Consider the following 17,477-nt stretch of genomic DNA (forward strand, 5'->3'; position numbering starts at 1 on the left):
ATGAACGAGGACAGCTCCAAGAACAACAGCGAGACCATGCGTGAGGACGACACCCTGATCGACCCCCGCAACACCACCCCCCACGAGACCACCAAGGAGGACGCCAGCATGACCGACCAGGAGAACGTGACCACCACCCAGACCACGAGCACCGACGGGACCACGACCACCACCGAGAAGAAGACGCCTCGCTCCTGGTCGACCCGCACGGTGGCGGCCGGCGGCGTCGTCGCCGTCCTGCTCGGCCTCGGCGCCGGAGCCGCGCTGGGTGCCAACCTCGGCGACGACGACGAGGGCCACTTCGGACCCGGCAGCTTCAGCGACAGCCGCGGACCGGGGCAGATGGGCCAGGGCGGACCTGGCGACGGCCCCCGTGGTGAGGGCAACGGCATGCCGGGTCAGCAGGGCGACCGCGACCAGGATGATTGGCGGGGCGACCACGACCACGACCGCGACGGCGATGGCGAGCAGGGAGACCGCGGCGAGCAGGGCGCGCCCGATCAGCAGGGTCAGGCCCCGCAGGGTGACAGCCCGACGCCGGCTCAGCCCGACGCCGGCTCAGCCAGCTGAATCCTCGAGCCGTTGCACGACCACGCCGCCGAAGCGAGCGTCGTTGATCGAGCACTCGATGCCGTCGATCCAGCAGCGGCGCGTCACGAGGACGTCCTCGGCGATCTCGGACTGCCGCCCGGCCGGTGACTCGGCGTAGAACACGATGAGGCCACCCCCGAGGTCCTCGTTGAAGGCGACGATGCGGCGACCATCGCGGTCGGCGGCCCGCGACTCGCACTCGCGGCAGACGGAGGCCGGATAGCGGTCCTGGTGCGGCGTCGGCTGCCCGCAGATCGGGCAGGGATGCGTCGGCCGCGCCGGGGCCTCGTCCGGCACGCCGTGGCGGTGGCGCTGCTCGACCAGCCACCCCATGACGAGGGTCTCCATCGTCTCGCCGGCCAGCTCGAGCATGCTGGTCTGGTACCCACCGTCGTAGCCGATGACCGCGCCCCGGTCACCGGCGGTGAAGGCGAATCCGCCGCACACCGCATCGCCCTCGAGCTCATCGTGGGTGAACGGCTCGACCTCGGTAGCGGCCAGCACGTGCCGGGCCTTGGCAGCAGCCTCGTCGCGGGTCAGGGTCATGCGAGGGCCTCTCGGATCGTGGCGGCGTAGGTCTGCGCCTCGCCGTCGGCGTACTTGGTGCGCGGCCAGAAGAAGCCACGCAGGCCGTCCCCCTTCGTGCGGGGGACGACGTGGACGTGCAGGTGCGGGACGCTCTGCGACACCACATTGTTCATCGCGACGAACGTCCCCTGTGCGCCGAGGCCCGACGTGATCGCGTCCGCCACCCGTTGTGCGGCCGAGAACAGCGGCACGATGAGCGTCTCCGGCAGCTCGGGCAGCGTCACCACGTGCTCACGCGGCACCACCAGGACGTGGCCCTTGAAGACGGGACGGACGTCGAGGAAGCCCACGACGTCGTCGGTCTCCAGCACGACCGCCGCCGGGGTCGTCCCGGTGACGATGGCGCAGAACAGGCAGCTGGGGTCGCTCACGGGACCAGTCCACCACGGACGGGCATACAGTGGACCCATGGCTGACTCAGAAGGCAATGACCCGAAGACCGACATGAAGGCCAAGTTCCGCGAGGCGCTGGACAAGAAGAAGAACCAGCACCACGCGACGGCCGAGGGCGTCGAGCACGACGGCAGCGAGAAGTCGCATGGCGCCAACGGCCCGACCGAGGCGCGGGAGTTCCGGCGCAAGAGCGTCTGACCCGCAAGACGACCCAGCGAGCGGCTGCTGGTCCGTACGGACCAGCAGCCGAATGCTCCACCTGCTGCGACGCGGGCTGCCCCCTGTAACCTCGACATGTGGCAGCACCGGATTTCTCAGAGCAGACCAAGGCCCTCGACGCGACCCTGACGTCCATCGAGAAGGTGCTCGACCTCGACGCCGTGCGCAAGGAGATCGCCGATCTCCAGGAAGAAGTCGGCGCGCCCGATCTCTGGGACGACCAGGCCAACGCCCAGCGGGTGACCGGACGACTGTCGGTCCTGCAGGCCGAGGTCGATCGCGTGACCGGCCTGCGCCAGCGCCTCGACGATGTCGAGCTCATGCACGAGATGGCGCTGGAGGAGGGGGACGCCGAGACGTCCGCCGATGTCGACCGCGAGCTCGTCCGCATCAAGAAGGCGATCGACTCCCTCGAGATCCGCACCCTGCTGTCGGGGGAGTACGACGAGCGCGACGCCCTCGTCTCGATCCGTTCGGGCGCCGGTGGCGTCGACGCTGCCGACTTCGCCCTGATGCTGCAGCGCATGTACATCCGCTGGGCCGAGCGCCACGGCTACACCGTCGAGATCTACGACGTCTCGTACGCCGAGGAAGCCGGCATCAAGTCCACGACCTTCGCGGTCAAGGCCCCGTACGCCTACGGCACCCTCTCGGTCGAGGCCGGAACCCACCGCCTGGTGCGCATCTCCCCGTTCGACAACCAGGGCCGCCGGCAGACGTCGTTCGCCGCGATCGAGGTCGTCCCGGTGCTCGAGCAGACCGACGAGATCGACATCCCCGAGGAGGAGATCCGCGTCGACGTGTACCGGTCCTCCGGCCCCGGCGGTCAGAGCGTCAACACGACCGACTCGGCGGTGCGCCTGACGCACATCCCCACCGGCACGGTCGTCAGCTGCCAGAACGAGAAGAGCCAGCTGCAGAACAAGGCCAGCGCCATGGTGATCCTCAAGGCCAAGCTGCTCGCGCTGAAGAAGGCCGAGGAGCGCGCCCACCTCGACGAGCTGCGCGGCGACGTGCAGGCCTCGTGGGGCGACCAGATGCGCAACTACGTCCTCAACCCGTACCAGATGGTCAAGGACCTGCGCACCGAGTACGAGACCGGCAACACCCAGGCGGTGCTGGACGGCGAGATCGACGACTTCATCGAGGCCGGCATCCGCTGGCGTCGCGAGCACGCCGCCGCGTAGCCGGTCACGGCCTCAGCGGTCGTCGTCGCCCTCCGCCTCGCGTTCCTGCTGCTCGTCGACGCGCCTCTTGACGCGTCCCATGCCGGGCACCTTGCCGAGCATCAGGTTGAGCTCGCGGGTCAGGTCGAGCAGATCGTGCATGTCCGGACCCACGGTGCGCAGCGTGCCCAGCATGGGCAGGACATCGGTCTCGATGCGCTCGACCAGGTCGGGCAGGTGATCCACGAGCCGGACGACCGCCTCGATCTCGTCGGGGTCGATCGTCGTGGACAGGCGCTCCGCGATCGGCCGGAGACGCTCGATGATGGGCGAGAACTCATCGAACATCCGCAGCCCGCGCTGCACGGTCGGCTCGACGCTGCCGAGCAGTCCCGCGCCGCGCACGACCAGACCATCGGCCTGGTCGATCGTCGCGTCGATGCGGCCAACCGCCTGGTCGGCGCGGGTGTTGGTCTGGCCGATCTGGTCGATGGCGTGGTCGGCGCGGGTGTTGGTCTGGCCGATCTGGTCGATGGCGTGGTCGGCGCGGGTGTTGGTCTGCCCGATCTGGTCGATGGCGTGGTCGGCGCGGTCGATCGTGGCCTCGATGCGGCCGATGGCGTCATCGGCCGCGAGCCGGGTCGTCTCGACCTGGTCCACCAGGCCGTCGACGCGCGCGAGCAGCGTCTCCGCATCATCCAGGAGCGCTGCCGCACGCGGGACGAGGGTCAGGGCCGTCTCGACGAGTGCCGGCCCCCTAGCCAGGAGAGCCAGTGCATCGCGGGGACCGAGCAGAAGAGTCATCCCCCGACGCTAACCCCGCGCATCGCTCCCCGCCCGGCAGCGTCCTCGGGCACCCTCAGTCAGAGGTGCTGAACGCAGCGTCGAAGGCCGCGGTCGGCGCGTCGAACAGATTGGCCTTGACGTACGCCAGCGCCTCGGGGGCACCCAGCAGCCGGTCCATGCCGGCGTCCTCCCACTCGATGGAGACCGGGCCGTCGTAGCCGATCGTGTTGAGCATGCGGAAGCACGCCTCCCACGGGACGTCGCCGCGACCGGTCGACACGAAGTCCCAGCCCCGGCGGGGGTCCGCCCACGGCAGGTGGGAGCCGAGCCGGCCGTTGCGGCCGTTGCCGACCTGCTTCTTGGCGTCCTTGCAGTCGACGTGGTAGATCCGGTCCTTGAAGTCCCACAGGAAGCCGAGCGGGTCGAGGTCCTGCCAGACGAAGTGCGACGGGTCCCAGTTGAGGCCGAACGCCTCGCGGTGCCCGATGGCCTCCAGCGCGGCGTGCGTGGTCCAGTAGTCGTAGGCGATCTCGCTGGGGTGCACCTCGTGGGCGAAGCGGACGCCCTGTTCGTCGAAGACGTCGAGGATCGGGTTCCACCGGTCGGCGAAGTCCTGGTAGCCCGCGGCGATCATCGCCTCGGAGGCCGGCGGGAACATCGCGACGTACTTCCAGATCGATGAGCCGGTGAACCCCACGACGGTGTCGACGCCCAGCATGCGCGCCGCCCGCGCGGTGTGCTTCATCTCCTCGGCGGCCCGCTGCCGCACGCCCTCGGGATCGCCGTCGCCCCACACTCGCGCCGAGAGGATGTCGTGGTGACGCTCGTCGATCGGGTCGTCGCACACCGCCTGGCCCTTGAGGTGGTTGGAGATCGCGTAGACCTTGAGGTCGTGCTTGGCCAGGATGTCGAGGCGCGTCTTGATGTAGTCGGGGTCCTCGACCGCGGCCCACGGGTCCAGGTGGTCGCCCCAGCAGGCGATCTCCAGGCCGTCGTAGCCCCAGCCGGCGGCCAGCGCGGCGACCTCCTCGAAGGGGAGGTCGGCCCACTGTCCGGTGAACAAGGTGATGGGTCGCGTCATGCTGGGGCTCCGATCTGGTGGGTGGTCCCGTCGGTGGCGCTGGCCTCGACGGCGGCGAGGACCCGCTGGACGGCGAGCCCGTCGGCGAAGGACGGCGCCGGGTCGGCGCCCTTGGCGATGTCGGTGACCAGGTCGACGACCTGGTGGGTGAAGCCGTGCTCGTAGCCGAGGCCGTGGCCCGGGGGCCACCACGCCGCGATGTACGGATGGGTCGCCTCGGTCACCAGGATGCGCCGGAAGCCGGCGACGGACGGGTCCTCGGTCGCGTCGAACAGCTCGAGCACGTTCATGTCCTCGAAGTCGAAGGCGATCGATCCCAGCGTGCCGTTGATCTCGAGGCGCATCGCGTTCTTGCGGCCGGTGGCGAACCGGGTGGCCTCGAAGACCCCGATGGCGCCGCCGACGAAGCGGGCGGTGAAGGCGGCCGCATCGTCGACGGTCACCGGTCCGCGCTCGGCGGTGCTGGAGGAGGTGCCTCCGAGCGTGGCATGGTCGCCCGCCACGGGGCGGGTCGGGACGAATGTCTCCATCAGGCCGTTGACCGATGCGATCGAGTCACCGGAGACGAACTGGGCCATGTCGATGATGTGGGCGCCGATGTCGCCCAGGGCGCCCGAGCCGGCCAGCTGCTTGTCGAGCCGCCAGCTGAGCGGGACGTCCTCGTCGGCGAGCCAGTCCTGCAGGTACTGCCCGCGGACGTGGCGGATCGTCCCGATGCGTCCCGATGCGACGAGCTGGCGGGCGAGCGCCACCGCTGGGGTGCGGCGGTACGTGAACCCACACATCGCCCGGACGCCTCGTTCGGCGGCCGCCGCGGCGGCGTCGGCCATGGCCTCGGCCTCGGCGACGGTGTTGGCCAGGGGCTTCTCGCACAACACGTGCTTGCCGGCCTCGAGGGCCGCGATCGCGATCTCGGCGTGCGTGTGGCCGGGTGTGCAGATGTCGATGACGTCGATGTCGTCGCGGGTCAGCAGCGCCCGCCAGTCGGTCTCGACGGACTGCCACCCGAAGCGTCGGGCGACATCGGCGGCGGCGGCCTCGTCGCGCCCGGAGATCGCGGTGAGGCGGGGTGTCATGGGCAGGTCGAAGAAGGACGGGGCCGTGCGCCAGGCCTGGGAGTGGGCGGCACCCATGAAGGCGTAGCCGACCATGCCGATGCCGAGGTCGGGACGTGTGTCAGACATGTGCCAGCTTTCGGGTGGAGGTCTCGTGGAGGGGTGGTGCCGGGGCCCGCAGGCGTGCTGCGGGCCCCGGACGATCAGGACTCGAAGGCCGACGGGAGGTAGGTGTCGACATTCTCCTTCGTCACGACCGGTGCCGACAGCTTGAGCATGCGCGGCACCTCGATCTCGGCGAGGTCGGACATCGACTTGTCCTGGGCCAGCAGGCGGGCCAGCTTGATCCCGTCGGCGGCCTGCGTGGACGGGTAGACGACCGTCGCCTTGAGCACGGTGTTGTCGGCCTTGATGTCGCGCATGACGTTGGCGGAGCCGGCGCCGCCGATCATCGTGAACTCGTCACGGCCGGCGTTCTTGATGGCCGCCATGACGCCCACGCCCTGGTCGTCGTCGTGGTTCCACAGGTAGTCGATCTTCGGAGCGGCCTGCAGCAGGTTCGAGGCGGCCTTCTCGCCGGACTCGACGGTGAACTCGGCGGCGACCCGGTTGTCGACCTTCAGACCGCACGCCTTCAGTGCGTCCGCGAAGCCTTTCGAGCGTTCCTGCGTCAGCGGCAGCGAGTCGATGCCGGCGATCTCGGCGACCTTCAGGCCCTTCTTGCCGGCGGCGTCCTCGCAGACGAAGGTGCCGGCCGAGACGCCCATGCCGTAGTTGTCGCCGAGGACCGTGGTGCGGGCGGCGAACGGGGAGTCGAACTCGCGGTCGACGTTGACCACGATGATGCCCGCGTCCATGGCCTTCTGGGCGACCGACGTCATCGCGGCGCCGTCGAACGGCAGGAGCACGATGGCGTCGACCTTGTCGTTGATGAAGGTCTCCACCTGCGAGATCTGCAGGTTGACGTCATTGGTGCCCTCGGCGACCTTGAGCTCGATGTCGTCGTACTCCTCGGCCTGCGCGACCGCGGACTTGGTGATCGATCCCATCCAGCCGTGGTCGGCCGCCGGGGCGGAGAAGCCGATGACGACCTTGTCGCCGGACTTGTCGTTGTCGGTGTTGCTCTTGGCGATGGCATCGCTGGTGTCGCCATCGCCGCTCGAGCCGTTGGTGCAGGCGCCGAGGACGAGCGTCGCCGCCGCGAGTGCGCCGACGACGAGGGACCGGCGGCGACGGGGGTGGGTCGTGGACATGTGGACTCCTGGATGGGTGGGGGAATGCATCGTGAGGTGCTACGTCTTGCGGTTCGCGATGCGCTGCTGCAGGAGCACAGCGATCACGATGATCACGCCCTTGGCGACGGCCTGGGCCGAGGTCGAGAGGTTGTTGAGCGTGAAGACATTGGTCAGCGTCGTGAAGATGAGGACGCCGAAGAGCGTCCCGACGACGGTGCCGCGCCCGCCGCTCAGCAGCGTGCCGCCGATCACGACAGCGGCGATGGCGTCCAGCTCGTAGCTGGTGCCGTGGGTGGACGAACCGGTCGTGGTGCGCGACATCAGCATCACCGCGGCGATGCCGCAGGTCAGGCCGAGCAGCGCGTACAGGTAGACCGTGTGCCGCTGGACCTTGATGCCGGCGAGGCGGGCGGCCTCGGGGTTGCCGCCGACCGCGAACGTCCGGCGCCCGAACGTCGTGCGGTTGAGCAGGAACCAGCCGGCGACGGTGACCACGGCGAAGATGATGACGATGACCGGGATGCCGAGCGGCTCGGCACCGAAGAAGTCCAGGAAGCCTTGGTTGCGGATGATCTGGGTCTTGCGGTCTGCGATGATCTCGGCCAGGCCGCGGGCCGAGGCCAGCATCGCCAGGGTCGCGATGAACGGGACGACCCGGCCGTACGCGATCAGCACACCGTTGATCGCACCGCACGCCGTGCCGACCAGCACGGCGCTGAACACCATCGCGATCCAGCCGATGTTGTCGGCCATGGCCTGCGTACCGGTGGTCGTGGCCCACACCGATGACAGAGCCACGATGGCTCCGACGGACAGGTCGATGCCGCCGCCGGTGATGACGAACGTCATGCCGATCGAGACCACCCCGATCACGGCCGCGAGCCGCAGGATCGTCAGGACGTTGTCGGAGCTGGCGAAGCGGTCGCCGGCGGTCACGACGCCGACGATGCACAAGATCACCAGCGCGACGACCAGGCCGAGGTTGCGGGCCAGGCCGAGATTGCCGCCACGGTCGCCGCGGGGCGGCTTGGCGGGCACGGTCAGGGAGGGATCACGCAGGGAGGCGCTCACGCGACTTCCCCCTTCTGCTCGGCGGTGGTGGGCTGGTGCTCGTGGGTCGCGAGGATCTTGTCGAGGACGCCCGAGGCGTCGATCGCGTCGCTGGGCCCGTCGTGCACGACCGAGCCGTCGGCGATGACCAGGACCCGGTCGGACAGGCCGAGCACCTCGTCGATGTCGCTGGAGACGACCACGAGTGCCACGCCGGAGTCCGCGAGCTCGCGGACCAGGTGGTAGATCTCCGCCCGGGCGCCGACGTCGACGCCCCGGGTGGGCTCGTCGAGCAGCAGGACCTTGCACGACCGCAGCAGCCAGCGGGCCAGGACGACCTTCTGCTGGTTGCCGCCCGAGAGCGTGCGCATGAGACGGTCGGGTGCATCGGGTCGGACGTCGACGGACCGGGCGGCTTGGTGGGCGGCACGCCGCTCAGCGCCCTCGGCGGAGACGCCGAAGCGGGCGAAGCGGTTGATGCTCGCGAGTGAGATGTTGCGGTAGACGGCGTCGTCGAGCATCAGGCCCTGCGACTTGCGCTCCTCGGGGCACAGGCCGAGACCGGCCCGCACCGCGGCGTCGACCGAGCCGCTGCGCAGCCGGGCGCCGTCCACGGTGACCGAGCCCCCCGTGGCGCGGCGGGCGCCGTAGATGGTCTCGATGATCTCGCTGCGGCCGGCACCGACGAGTCCGGCCAGCCCGACGATCTCGCCGGGGCGGACGTCGAACGAGACGTCGGCGAACTCGCCGTCGCGGACCAGGTGGTCGACCGACAACAGGGCGGGAGCGTCGGGGACGGGCGACGTGCGACGGGGGAAGATCGATGACACCGACCGACCGGTCATGAGCGTGATGAGCTCGGATGTCGGCGTGTCCTTGGCCGGCAGGTCCCCGGCGACGGTGCGGCCGTCCTTGAGGACCGTGAGCCGGTCGCCGATCCGCCGGATCTCCTCGAGGCGGTGGGAGATGTAGACGATCGCGACGCCGGACGCCCGGAGGTCGTCGACCACGCGGAAGAGTCCGTCGACCTCGTCCGGGTCGAGCACCGCGGAGGGTTCGTCCATCACGATGACCCGGGCCTGGCGGGACAGGGCCCGGGCCATCGAGACGATCTGCTTGCCCGCGGCCGAGAGGCTCCCGACCTCGCGCGAGGGGCGGATCTCGGGGTGGCCGAGGGTCTCCAGGAGTCGGCGGGCCGCCTTGTTCATGTCGGCGACGCGGGTGATGCCGGCGCGGGCCAGTTCGTGGCCCAGGAAGATGTTGTCGGCCACGCTGAGCCCGTCGACCAGGTCCAGCTCCTGGTAGATGGTGGCGATCCCGGTCGCCAGCGCAGCCTGGGGATCGGCGAAGGTCACCGGCTCGCCGTTCCACAGGATCGTCCCCTCGTCGACGCCGTGCGCGCCGGCCAGCACCTTGATCAGCGTCGACTTGCCCGCGCCGTTCTGGCCCAGGAGGCAGTGGACCTCGCCCGCACGGACGACCAGGTCGACGCCGTCCAGGGCGCGGACACCGGGGAACTCCTTGACGATGCCGCGCATCTCGAGCAGGGGAGGGGTTGACATGGCTGTGATGCTAGTCACACGTTTTGTCGTTGGTCAAGCAAAAGTATGACGGCGACCGACAGACTTGCCTCACTCACGCAGTCCAAGGGGGTCTGGTTTACTCATGGCCATGAGCACGCCCGCGGGGCTTCCCCCGACTCTGGTCGGCACCGGCGAGCTGTTCCAGCTCCTGCGGGACGGCACCCCGCGCACCCGCGGCGAGCTCGCCGAGCTGTCCTCGCTGGCCCGCTCGACCATCACCGCACGCGTCGACGCGATGCTGTCGTCGGGCCTGCTCGAGCCCGTCGGGGAGGCGGCCTCCACGGGCGGGCGCCCGCCCACCCGCTTCGCCCTCAACCGCCGCGACCGCGTGGTCCTCGCCATCGACCTGGGCGCCTCCCACGCGAGCGTCGCGGTCAGCGACCTGTCCGGCAAGGTCCTCGACGAGAGGACGGTCGCGAGCGACATCGCCGATGGTCCGCTCGTCGTGCTCGACCGGGCCGCGGCGATCGGGATCGAGCTCCTGGCCGGCCTCGGCCGTGAGCCCGCCGACGTGGCCGGCGTCGGGATCGGGGTGCCCGGGCCGGTCGAGCACGCCACCGGACGTCCGGCGAATCCGCCGATCATGCCGGGCTGGCACGACTTCGACATCCCGGCCCACCTGGGCCAGCAGTTCGGCGGCCCCGTCCTGGTGGACAACGACGTGAACCTCATGGCCCTCGGCGAGTTCGTGACGTCATGGCGCAGCGCACCACACCTGCTGCTGGTGAAGGTCGCGACCGGCATCGGTGCGGGCATCGTCACCGACGGCCGGCTGCTGCGCGGAGCGCTCGGCTCCGCCGGCGACCTGGGGCACGTGCAGGTGGCCGGCGCGCCCGCGGACGTCGTCTGCCGGTGCGGCAACACCGGGTGCCTCGAGGCGGTGGCGGCCGGACCGGCGATCGCCGCGAAGCTGCGCGCGAAGGGCGTGGACGTCGAGAGCTCGCAGGAGATCGTCGACGCCGTGTCCTCCGGGGACGTCGCGGCGCTGCAGGCGGTCCGTGAGGCCGGCCGCGACCTCGGCTCCGTGCTGGCGACCTGCGTCAACCTGCTCAACCCGTCGGTCATCGTCATCGGCGGCAAGCTCTCCGAGGCGGGGGAGTACCTCCTGGCGGGTGTCCGCGAGGTGGTCTACCAGCGCTCCCTGCCGCTGGCGACCCACGACCTGCGGATCGTCGGCACGTCGGCCGGCAGCCACGGTGGGATTCTCGGCGCGAGCGCGATGGTCATCGATGCCGTCCTCGCGCCGGACGCCGTCGACCAGTACGTGGCAGCGCGGATCGCCTGAGAGCGGGCCTCCCACGGTCGTGTGGCCCCAGTGCCTAGAGTGTTCAGGTGATTCGATTCGACAAGGTCACCAAGACCTATCCCGGCCAGAAGCGCGCGGCGCTCGACGCCGTCGACCTCGAGATCGAGAAGGGCGAGTTCGTCTTCCTGGTCGGGGCCTCCGGCTCCGGCAAGTCGACGTTCCTGCGCCTGATCCTGCGCGAGGCACGCCCCACGAGCGGCCGTGTCTACGTCGCCGGCAAGGAGATCAACAAGCTCTCCAGCTGGAAGGTGCCCAAGCTGCGCCGCCAGGTCGGCACGGTGTTCCAGGACTTCAGGCTGCTGCCCAACAAGACGGTCACCGAGAATGTCGCGTTCGCGTTGCAGGTCATCGGCAAGTCGCGCTCCGAGATCAATTCCCTCGTCCCCGAGACGCTGGAGATGGTCGGTCTGGAGGGCAAGGGACATCGCATGCCCGACGAGCTGTCCGGCGGTGAGCAGCAGCGCGTCGCGGTCGCCCGCGCCTTCGTCAACCGGCCGATGATCCTGATCGCCGACGAGCCCACCGGAAACCTCGATCCCACCACGAGCGTGGGCATCATGAAGCTGCTGGACCGGATCAACCGCACCGACACGACCGTGGTGATGGCCACGCACGACTCGTCGATCGTCGACCAGATGCGCAAGCGCGTCATCGAGCTCGACTCCGGGATCGTCGTCCGCGACGAGGCCCGCGGCATCTACGGCTACCAGAACTGACTTGGGAAAAGGACCACATGCGTAGCACTCTCAGCGAGCTGGGCCAGAGCCTGGCTCGCAACAAGTCCATGACCATTTCCCTCATCGTCACGATGACGGTGTCCCTGCTGTTGGCAGCTTTGGGACTGCTGATCCTGGCGCAGTCGGACCGCACCGAGAAGTACTTCGGCGACAAGCTGCAGCTGCAGGTAAATCTCTGCACCAAGAACTCCACGGCCGCGACCTGCATCGGCGGTGCGGCCACCGACGAGCAGCAGAAAGCCGTCCAGGACGCCCTGCGCGGCAACTCCCAGGTGAAGTCCTTCGACATCCGCACGCCGGAGGAGAACTACGAGCAGGCGCGAGTGCTGTTCGGCCAGTCCGAGACCGGACGCAAGCAGCTGGAGACGCTGAGCCCCGACTCGTTCCCGGTGTCGTACTTCGTGACGCTGAAGGACCCCCAGAAGTACGACGCCGTCGTGAGCCAGGTGTCCGGCATGGACGGCGTCGGCAACGTCAGCTCGCTCAAGGAGCTGCTCGGGCCGTTGTTCGCGTTGCTGGACAAGCTGCGCAACGGGGCCCTGGCGATCTCGGCCCTGCTGATCTTCGCGGCGGTCCTCCAGGTGTCCAACACGATCCGCATGACGGCGTACGCGCGGCGGCGCGAGATCGGCATCATGAGGCTGGTCGGTGCGTCCAGCTGGCACATCCAGCTGCCGTTCATCCTGGAGTCGATGCTGGCCGCCCTGATCTCGGCAGCACTGGCCGCCGGAGGTCTCGCGGCGTTCATGCACTTCGTGGTCTACGGGTACCTGCGCGACACGTTGGGCAAGATCACGACGTGGGTCGGCTGGGGTGATGCCGTGCAGGTCATGGGCATGACGACGGTGCTCGCATTGCTGCTGGCGCTGATTCCGACACTCTTCCTGACGCGCAAATACCTCGACGTGTGACGATCGTGGCCTAAAGTCGCACTTGACAGTTTCATCGACAGTTCCCGGGGCTCCCCGGGGATCCTTCCCCCCAAGGTCGAGGTCAATGCTTTCCCACACCCGCATGGCGGTCACGTCTGTGCTGCTCTCGACGGCGCTCGTCGCCGCCCTGACGTCTCCGTCCTTCGCCGACAAGAAGAGCGATCTCGAGCGCCAGAAGCAAGAGGCCAACAGCAAGGCGCAGGACGCCAAGAAGCACCTCGACCTGACCACCAAGGAGTTCGCCGCGGCGGCGGCCGCCCTGCAGGCGGCCCAGGCCAAGCTCGACGCCGCCCAGGCGACGCTCGGCGACACCCGCGGCAAGGTGGCGGTCGCCGCCGCGTTCGACGCCCAGATGCAGGGCAAGCTCGACAAGAGCCAGGCCGAGCTGCGCAAGGCGCGCTCCGAGCTGGCCAAGGGCGAGAAGCAGCTGGTCAGCTCGGAGAAGTCGGTCGAGGAGTTCGCCGTCCAGGACTATCTGGAGGGTGACCGCCGGCTGCGGGCGGTGAGCGGTCTGCTCAGCGGTGAGGACCCGATGGCCTACGGCGAGCAGGTCAGCCTCAACGCTGCCGTCAGCGACGACCAGGTGGCCACGATGCAACGCCTGGACGCCACCCGGGTCATCCTCAGGCTCAAGCGCCAGAAGGTGCAGAAACTGCGCGACAAGGTCAAGGTGCAGCGCGAGCAGGCGGCCGCCAACCTCGTGCAGAAGCAGCAGCTGGAGGTTGCGGCCGAGCAGCAGGCCGCCGAGGTCGCCACGTTGGTGACGGCACGCGAGAGCGCCAAGACGACGGCTGCCGCGGCGCAGGCCGAGGACGAGCGGCTCTACCAGGAGCAGCTCGCGGAGACCTCGCGGCTCGAGTCCGAGCTGCAGAAGGTCGTGGCCGAGGAGCTGCGCAAGGCCCGCGAGAAGGCCGCGCGCGAGAAGGCAGCCCGGGAGAGGGCGGCCCGGGAGAAGGCCAAGAACAACGGCGGTGGCGGCGGCACCAGCCGACCCACGAAGCCTGTCGTGCCCGACACGGGCGACAGCGGCGGTGCGCTGTCGCGACCGGTCTCCGGCCCGACCACCTCCTCGTACGGCATGCGCAAGCACCCCATCACGGGTGTCTACAAGCTGCACGACGGCACCGACTTCGGTGTGCGTTGCGGGACCCCCGTCCGGGCCGCGGCCAGCGGCAAGATCCTGCAGCAGTACTACAACGGCGCCTACGGGTACCGAATCATCTTGAACAACGGCGTCAAGCGCGGGGTCAGTGTCGTCACGACGTACAACCACCTGTCGAGGTTCGCGCTGCGAGCCGGCTCCCGGGTCGAGCGCGGCCAGGTCATCGGCTACTCAGGGACGACGGGCTACTCGACCGGCTGCCACCTGCACTTCATGGTGCTGGTCAACGGCTCGACCGTGAACCCCATCGGCTGGCTGTGACCCGGATCGAGTCCAGCGTCGTCGTCGACGTCGACCCGGCGGTCGCCTTCGCGATCTCCCAGACGACGGGCGAGACCCGTCTGCGGTGGGATCCGTTCATCGCCGAGCAGCACTTCCTGGACGGGGCGTCGGCGCCGGCCAAGGGGGTGCGGACCGAGACGCGGCACCGGTCGAGGCTGCGGATGGTGAGCGAGTACGTCTCGTTCAACCCGCCGACGAACGTGGGCATGAAGATGGTCGAGGGCCCCTGGTTCTTCGCCTCGTTCGCGGGAGGCTGGCGGTTCGCCCCCGAGCCGGGCGGAGGGTGCCGAGCCACGTGGCGCTACAGCTTCCAGTGCCGTCCGGCCTGGCTCGCGCCGCTGGCCGAGCGCATCGGTGCGGTCGTCCTGAAGCGTGACATCGACCGTCGCATCAGCGGCTTCGCGCGCGGATGCGCCGATCCGGTGGTCGTGGCGCAGGTGTCGTCCCGCGGGGCGTGACACAATGGTCCGGTGGCCAAGGAGACCGGGCGCAAGCTCGTAGCGCAGAACAAGAAGGCGCGCCACGACTATCACATCGAGGACACGTTCGAGGCCGGCATGGTCTTGACCGGCACCGAGGTGAAGTCGTTGCGTGCAGGTCGCGCATCCCTGGTGGACGGATTCGGGGAGATCGAGCGCGGCGAGGCTTGGCTGCTCGGCGTGCACATCCCCGAGTACACCCAGGGCACGTGGACCAACCACGAGACGCGCCGGCGCCGCAAGCTGCTGCTGAACCGGTCCGAGATCGACCGCATCGAGCGCCGCACGACCGAGAAGGGGCTCACGATCGTCCCGCTCTCGCTGTACTTCAAGGACGGTCGCGCGAAGGTCGAGATCGCCCTGGCCCGCGGCAAGAAGACCTACGACAAGCGCCATGCGATCGCTGAGCGCACGGCAACCCGCGAGGCCGAGCGTGACCTCGGCCGGCGCCTCAAGGGCATGCACTAGGCCGTGTCCCTGCGCGATGGTGACCTGCCCGCGCTGACGGCCGATCTGGGGCTGCCGGGCATCGTCGACGTCCACGTGCACTTCATGGCGCCGCCGATCTTGGCCAAGGTGTGGGCCTACTTCGACGCGGCCGGCCCCATGCTCGGCCGACCGTGGCCCATCACGTACCGATGGACCGACGAGGAGCGGGTCGCCCACCTGCGTTCGATGGGCGTCCGCAGGTTCTCCGCGCTGTCGTACGCGCACAGGCCCGGCGTCGCCGGGTTCATGAACGAGTGGACGCTGGACTTCGCTGACCGCACACCTGATGCGCTGCGGTCGGCGACGTTCTATCCCGAGCCGGAGGCCGCCACGTACGTGCCGCAGCTGGTCGAGGACGGCGTCGAGGTCTTCAAGGTGCACGTGCAGGTCGGCGACTTCGCCCCGGACGACCCCCTGCTGGATCCGGTCTGGGGCGTGCTGGCCGAGAGCGGGACCCCCATCGTGCTGCACGCCGGATCGGGCCCGGCGCCGGGCAAGCACACCGGCCCCGAGGGCGTCGAGCACGTCCTGTCGAGGCATCCCGGCCTCGCCCTGGTCATCGCCCACCTGGGGATGCCCGAGATCGACGACTTCCTCGACCTCGCGGAGCGCCACGACAACGTGCGCCTGGACACCACGATGGCCTTCGTCGACTTCTGGGAGCAGCCGGTACCGGCACACCTGCCACCGCGCCTGCTCGGCCTGCAGGACAAGATCCTGTTCGGCACGGACTTCCCGAACATCCCGTACGAGTACGCCCACCAGGTCGAGGTGCTGCAGCGCCTCGACCTCGGCGACGACTGGATGCGCAGCGTGCTGTGGCACAACGGCGCAGAGCTGTTCAGCGTCACGCCATGACCGCGGGCACGGTCCGGCTGGCCAGCACGCAGGGACGCTGGCTGCTGGCCGCCATGATTCTGGGCTCCGGGATGGCCTTCCTGGACGGCTCGATCGTCGGTCTGGCGCTGCCGGCCATGAACACCGACCTGGATGCCGGGGCGGCCGGCGTGCAGTGGATCGTCAACGCCTACACGCTGACGCTCGCCGCGCTGATCCTGGTCGGCGGCTCGCTCGGTGACCGGCTGGGCCGCCGCAAGGTGTTCGCCACTGGTGTCGCAGGATTCGCCGCCGCCTCGATCCTGTGCGCGCTGGCCCCCACGATCGAGGTGCTGATCGCGGCCAGAGGCCTGCAGGGCATCGGCGCGGCGCTGCTGACCCCGGGCAGCCTGGCGATCATCTCGGCGTCGTTCGCGCCGGAGGACCGGGGTCCGGCGATCGGGATGTGGTCCGGGCTGGCCGGCGTCACGACCGCGATCGGCCCGCTGGTCGGCGGGTGGCTCGTCGACACCACGGGGTGGCGTGGCATCTTCTGGATCAACGTCCCGCTGGCCGCGCTCGTGGTGTGGATCGCGGTCCGGCACGTGCCCGAGACCGTGGGGGAGCAGGAGCCGATCGACTACGGCGGCGCCGCACTGACGGCGGTGGGCCTGGCGACGCTGACCTACGGCCTCGTGGCGGAGTCGTGGCCCTGGATCGCCGGGGGAATCGTGCTGCTGGCGGTGTTCGTCCTGCACCAACGGATGGCTCCGCACGCCCTGGTGCCGCTGAGCCTGTTCGCCGACCGGGTCTTCACCGCCGCCAACATCTGCACGTTCGCGATCTACGGGGCGCTGGCGGCGTCCAGCTTCCTGCTGGTGCAACAGCTGCAGTACGTGTCGGGCTTCTCGCCGCTCGTCGCGGGACTGGCCAGCGTGCCGATGACGATCATCATGCTGCTGTTCTCGTCCCGGGCAGGGCGGCTCGGCGCACGGATCGGTCCGCGCTGGCCGATGACGATCGGGCCCCTGATCGCCGCGATCGGCCTGCTGCTGATGTTGCGCATCGGCGATGATGCGAGCTTCTGGACCGATGTGCTGCCGGCCTCCATCGTGTTCGGCGCCGGCATCACGGTGCTCGTCGCGCCGCTGACGACGGCCGTGCTCGCGGCGGCGCCGATGGCGCAGACCGGCATCGCCTCGGGCATCAACAACGCCGTCGCCCGCACGGCGTCCCTGCTGGCCGTCGCCGCGATCCCACCGATAGCCGGCATCGCCGGGCGCGACTTCGCCGATCCGGACGTCTTCGGCCCGGGCTTTCGCACCGGCACCCTCATCTGCGTGGGGATGCTGGTCGTGGCCGCGGCCTGTGCCGCCGGCCTGATCCACGGTCGGGCCGTGAGCCCGGAGGCCCTGCAGGCCGAGGGGGGACCCGAGGCCGCCTAGATTGCGGGACTCCCGAGGGTGTCCTTCGGTCAGATTGTGTGCAACGTTCGAACGATCCGTGATTTCTTGGGGGTCGTTCGTG

At 69.6% G+C, this 17,477-nt stretch carries 19 protein-coding genes; 11 read left to right on the forward strand and 8 right to left on the reverse strand.

Annotated features, from left to right (window positions below):
• Window positions 1-570, forward strand: coding sequence for a hypothetical protein (locus NQV15_RS04655; protein ID WP_232398439.1), 570 nt, complete (start codon window positions 1-3; stop codon window positions 568-570).
• On the opposite strand, the gene NQV15_RS04660 is transcribed toward NQV15_RS04655, so the two are convergent.
• Together NQV15_RS04660 and NQV15_RS04665 are read right to left on the reverse strand one after the other, a co-directional pair.
• Entirely contained in the window at window positions 559-1,137 is a 579-nt protein-coding gene (locus tag NQV15_RS04660; RefSeq protein ID WP_232398440.1) for a hypothetical protein, read from the reverse strand. The two genes, NQV15_RS04655 and NQV15_RS04660, sit on opposite strands and share 12 nt — an antisense overlap.
• A complete protein-coding gene (locus tag NQV15_RS04665) occupies window positions 1,134-1,550 on the reverse strand; it encodes an HIT family protein (protein WP_404801319.1) in 417 nt (138 codons plus the stop codon). The genes NQV15_RS04660 and NQV15_RS04665 overlap by 4 nt, the downstream gene beginning before the upstream one ends.
• 37 nt (window positions 1,551-1,587) lie before the next feature.
• Between NQV15_RS04665 and NQV15_RS04670 the strand changes: the two genes are divergently transcribed.
• On the forward strand, window positions 1,588-1,770 hold the full coding sequence (locus NQV15_RS04670; RefSeq protein WP_232398442.1) for a DUF5302 domain-containing protein: 183 nt from the start codon (window positions 1,588-1,590) through the stop codon (window positions 1,768-1,770).
• Between the two features lie 98 nt (window positions 1,771-1,868).
• On the forward strand, window positions 1,869-2,978 hold the full coding sequence (gene prfB / locus NQV15_RS04675; protein WP_232398443.1) for a peptide chain release factor 2: 1,110 nt from the start codon (window positions 1,869-1,871) through the stop codon (window positions 2,976-2,978).
• Between the two features lie 12 nt (window positions 2,979-2,990).
• Here prfB and NQV15_RS04680 read toward each other — a convergent pair whose 3' ends face one another.
• From NQV15_RS04680 to NQV15_RS04705, 6 genes are all read right to left on the reverse strand, one after another.
• The gene (locus tag NQV15_RS04680; protein ID WP_232398444.1) at window positions 2,991-3,761 is read right to left on the reverse strand and encodes a hypothetical protein; all 771 of its coding nucleotides are present in this window, start codon (window positions 3,759-3,761) and stop codon (window positions 2,991-2,993) included.
• Window positions 3,762-3,816: 55 nt separating this feature from the next.
• Window positions 3,817-4,824, reverse strand: coding sequence for a sugar phosphate isomerase/epimerase family protein (locus tag NQV15_RS04685; RefSeq protein ID WP_232398445.1), 1,008 nt, complete (start codon window positions 4,822-4,824; stop codon window positions 3,817-3,819).
• Window positions 4,821-6,008, reverse strand: coding sequence for a Gfo/Idh/MocA family protein (locus tag NQV15_RS04690; protein ID WP_232398446.1), 1,188 nt, complete (start codon window positions 6,006-6,008; stop codon window positions 4,821-4,823). The genes NQV15_RS04685 and NQV15_RS04690 overlap by 4 nt, the downstream gene beginning before the upstream one ends.
• A gap of 74 nt (window positions 6,009-6,082) precedes the next feature.
• Complete coding sequence (locus NQV15_RS04695; protein WP_232398447.1) at window positions 6,083-7,132, reverse strand: substrate-binding domain-containing protein; 1,050 nt, start codon at window positions 7,130-7,132, stop codon at window positions 6,083-6,085.
• 39 nt (window positions 7,133-7,171) lie between these two features.
• The gene (locus NQV15_RS04700) at window positions 7,172-8,185 is read right to left on the reverse strand and encodes an ABC transporter permease (protein WP_232398448.1); all 1,014 of its coding nucleotides are present in this window, start codon (window positions 8,183-8,185) and stop codon (window positions 7,172-7,174) included.
• A complete protein-coding gene (locus NQV15_RS04705; RefSeq protein ID WP_232398449.1) occupies window positions 8,182-9,726 on the reverse strand; it encodes a sugar ABC transporter ATP-binding protein in 1,545 nt (514 codons plus the stop codon). The genes NQV15_RS04700 and NQV15_RS04705 overlap by 4 nt, the downstream gene beginning before the upstream one ends.
• A 109-nt stretch (window positions 9,727-9,835) precedes the next feature.
• Here NQV15_RS04705 and NQV15_RS04710 point away from each other — a divergent pair, with 109 nt between their 5' ends.
• The 8 genes from NQV15_RS04710 to NQV15_RS04745 all read left to right on the forward strand — a co-directional run bounded on the left by NQV15_RS04710 (window position 9,836) and on the right by NQV15_RS04745 (window position 17,395).
• Window positions 9,836-11,032 (forward strand): ROK family transcriptional regulator, encoded by a 1,197-nt coding sequence (locus NQV15_RS04710; RefSeq protein WP_232398450.1) that lies wholly within the window; start codon window positions 9,836-9,838, stop codon window positions 11,030-11,032.
• A 47-nt stretch (window positions 11,033-11,079) separates the two neighbouring features.
• Entirely contained in the window at window positions 11,080-11,769 is a 690-nt protein-coding gene (gene ftsE / locus NQV15_RS04715; RefSeq protein WP_232398451.1) for a cell division ATP-binding protein FtsE, read from the forward strand.
• A gap of 17 nt (window positions 11,770-11,786) precedes the next feature.
• Window positions 11,787-12,701 (forward strand): permease-like cell division protein FtsX, encoded by a 915-nt coding sequence (gene ftsX, locus NQV15_RS04720; protein ID WP_232398452.1) that lies wholly within the window; start codon window positions 11,787-11,789, stop codon window positions 12,699-12,701.
• A gap of 103 nt (window positions 12,702-12,804) precedes the next feature.
• Complete coding sequence (locus tag NQV15_RS04725; protein ID WP_232398453.1) at window positions 12,805-14,145, forward strand: M23 family metallopeptidase; 1,341 nt, start codon at window positions 12,805-12,807, stop codon at window positions 14,143-14,145.
• The gene (locus tag NQV15_RS04730) at window positions 14,142-14,624 is read left to right on the forward strand and encodes a type II toxin-antitoxin system RatA family toxin (RefSeq protein ID WP_232398454.1); all 483 of its coding nucleotides are present in this window, start codon (window positions 14,142-14,144) and stop codon (window positions 14,622-14,624) included. The genes NQV15_RS04725 and NQV15_RS04730 overlap by 4 nt, the downstream gene beginning before the upstream one ends.
• 12 nt (window positions 14,625-14,636) lie before the next feature.
• Window positions 14,637-15,113, forward strand: a complete 477-nt coding sequence (smpB, locus tag NQV15_RS04735; RefSeq protein ID WP_153651962.1) for an SsrA-binding protein SmpB — start codon at window positions 14,637-14,639, stop codon at window positions 15,111-15,113.
• 3 nt (window positions 15,114-15,116) lie between these two features.
• Complete coding sequence (locus tag NQV15_RS04740) at window positions 15,117-15,992, forward strand: amidohydrolase family protein (RefSeq protein WP_232398455.1); 876 nt, start codon at window positions 15,117-15,119, stop codon at window positions 15,990-15,992.
• The gene (locus NQV15_RS04745; protein WP_232398456.1) at window positions 15,989-17,395 is read left to right on the forward strand and encodes an MFS transporter; all 1,407 of its coding nucleotides are present in this window, start codon (window positions 15,989-15,991) and stop codon (window positions 17,393-17,395) included. Before NQV15_RS04740 ends, NQV15_RS04745 begins: the two co-directional genes overlap by 4 nt.
• Window positions 17,396-17,477 lie beyond the last annotated feature (82 nt).

Origin of the sequence: Aeromicrobium wangtongii (genome assembly GCF_024584515.1) — a bacterium.
Classification (GTDB): domain Bacteria; phylum Actinomycetota; class Actinomycetes; order Propionibacteriales; family Nocardioidaceae; genus Aeromicrobium; species Aeromicrobium wangtongii.

What these genes read in the sequence shown, in the direction of transcription:
- NQV15_RS04685 (WP_232398445.1), bottom strand. Translation starts at nt 4,824, where the DNA reads ATGACGCGACCCATCACCTTGTTCACCGGACAGTGGGCCGACCTCCCC.
- NQV15_RS04725 (WP_232398453.1), top strand. Translation starts at nt 12,805, where the DNA reads ATGGCGGTCACGTCTGTGCTGCTCTCGACGGCGCTCGTCGCCGCCCTG.
- NQV15_RS04695 (WP_232398447.1), bottom strand. Translation starts at nt 7,132, where the DNA reads ATGTCCACGACCCACCCCCGTCGCCGCCGGTCCCTCGTCGTCGGCGCA.
- NQV15_RS04745 (WP_232398456.1), top strand. Translation starts at nt 15,989, where the DNA reads ATGACCGCGGGCACGGTCCGGCTGGCCAGCACGCAGGGACGCTGGCTG.
- NQV15_RS04655 (WP_232398439.1), top strand. Translation starts at nt 1, where the DNA reads ATGAACGAGGACAGCTCCAAGAACAACAGCGAGACCATGCGTGAGGAC.
- ftsX (WP_232398452.1), top strand. Translation starts at nt 11,787, where the DNA reads ATGCGTAGCACTCTCAGCGAGCTGGGCCAGAGCCTGGCTCGCAACAAG.
- NQV15_RS04690 (WP_232398446.1), bottom strand. Translation starts at nt 6,008, where the DNA reads ATGTCTGACACACGTCCCGACCTCGGCATCGGCATGGTCGGCTACGCC.
- NQV15_RS04680 (WP_232398444.1), bottom strand. Translation starts at nt 3,761, where the DNA reads ATGACTCTTCTGCTCGGTCCCCGCGATGCACTGGCTCTCCTGGCTAGG.
- NQV15_RS04710 (WP_232398450.1), top strand. Translation starts at nt 9,836, where the DNA reads ATGAGCACGCCCGCGGGGCTTCCCCCGACTCTGGTCGGCACCGGCGAG.
- NQV15_RS04670 (WP_232398442.1), top strand. Translation starts at nt 1,588, where the DNA reads ATGGCTGACTCAGAAGGCAATGACCCGAAGACCGACATGAAGGCCAAG.
- NQV15_RS04705 (WP_232398449.1), bottom strand. Translation starts at nt 9,726, where the DNA reads ATGTCAACCCCTCCCCTGCTCGAGATGCGCGGCATCGTCAAGGAGTTC.
- NQV15_RS04660 (WP_232398440.1), bottom strand. Translation starts at nt 1,137, where the DNA reads ATGACCCTGACCCGCGACGAGGCTGCTGCCAAGGCCCGGCACGTGCTG.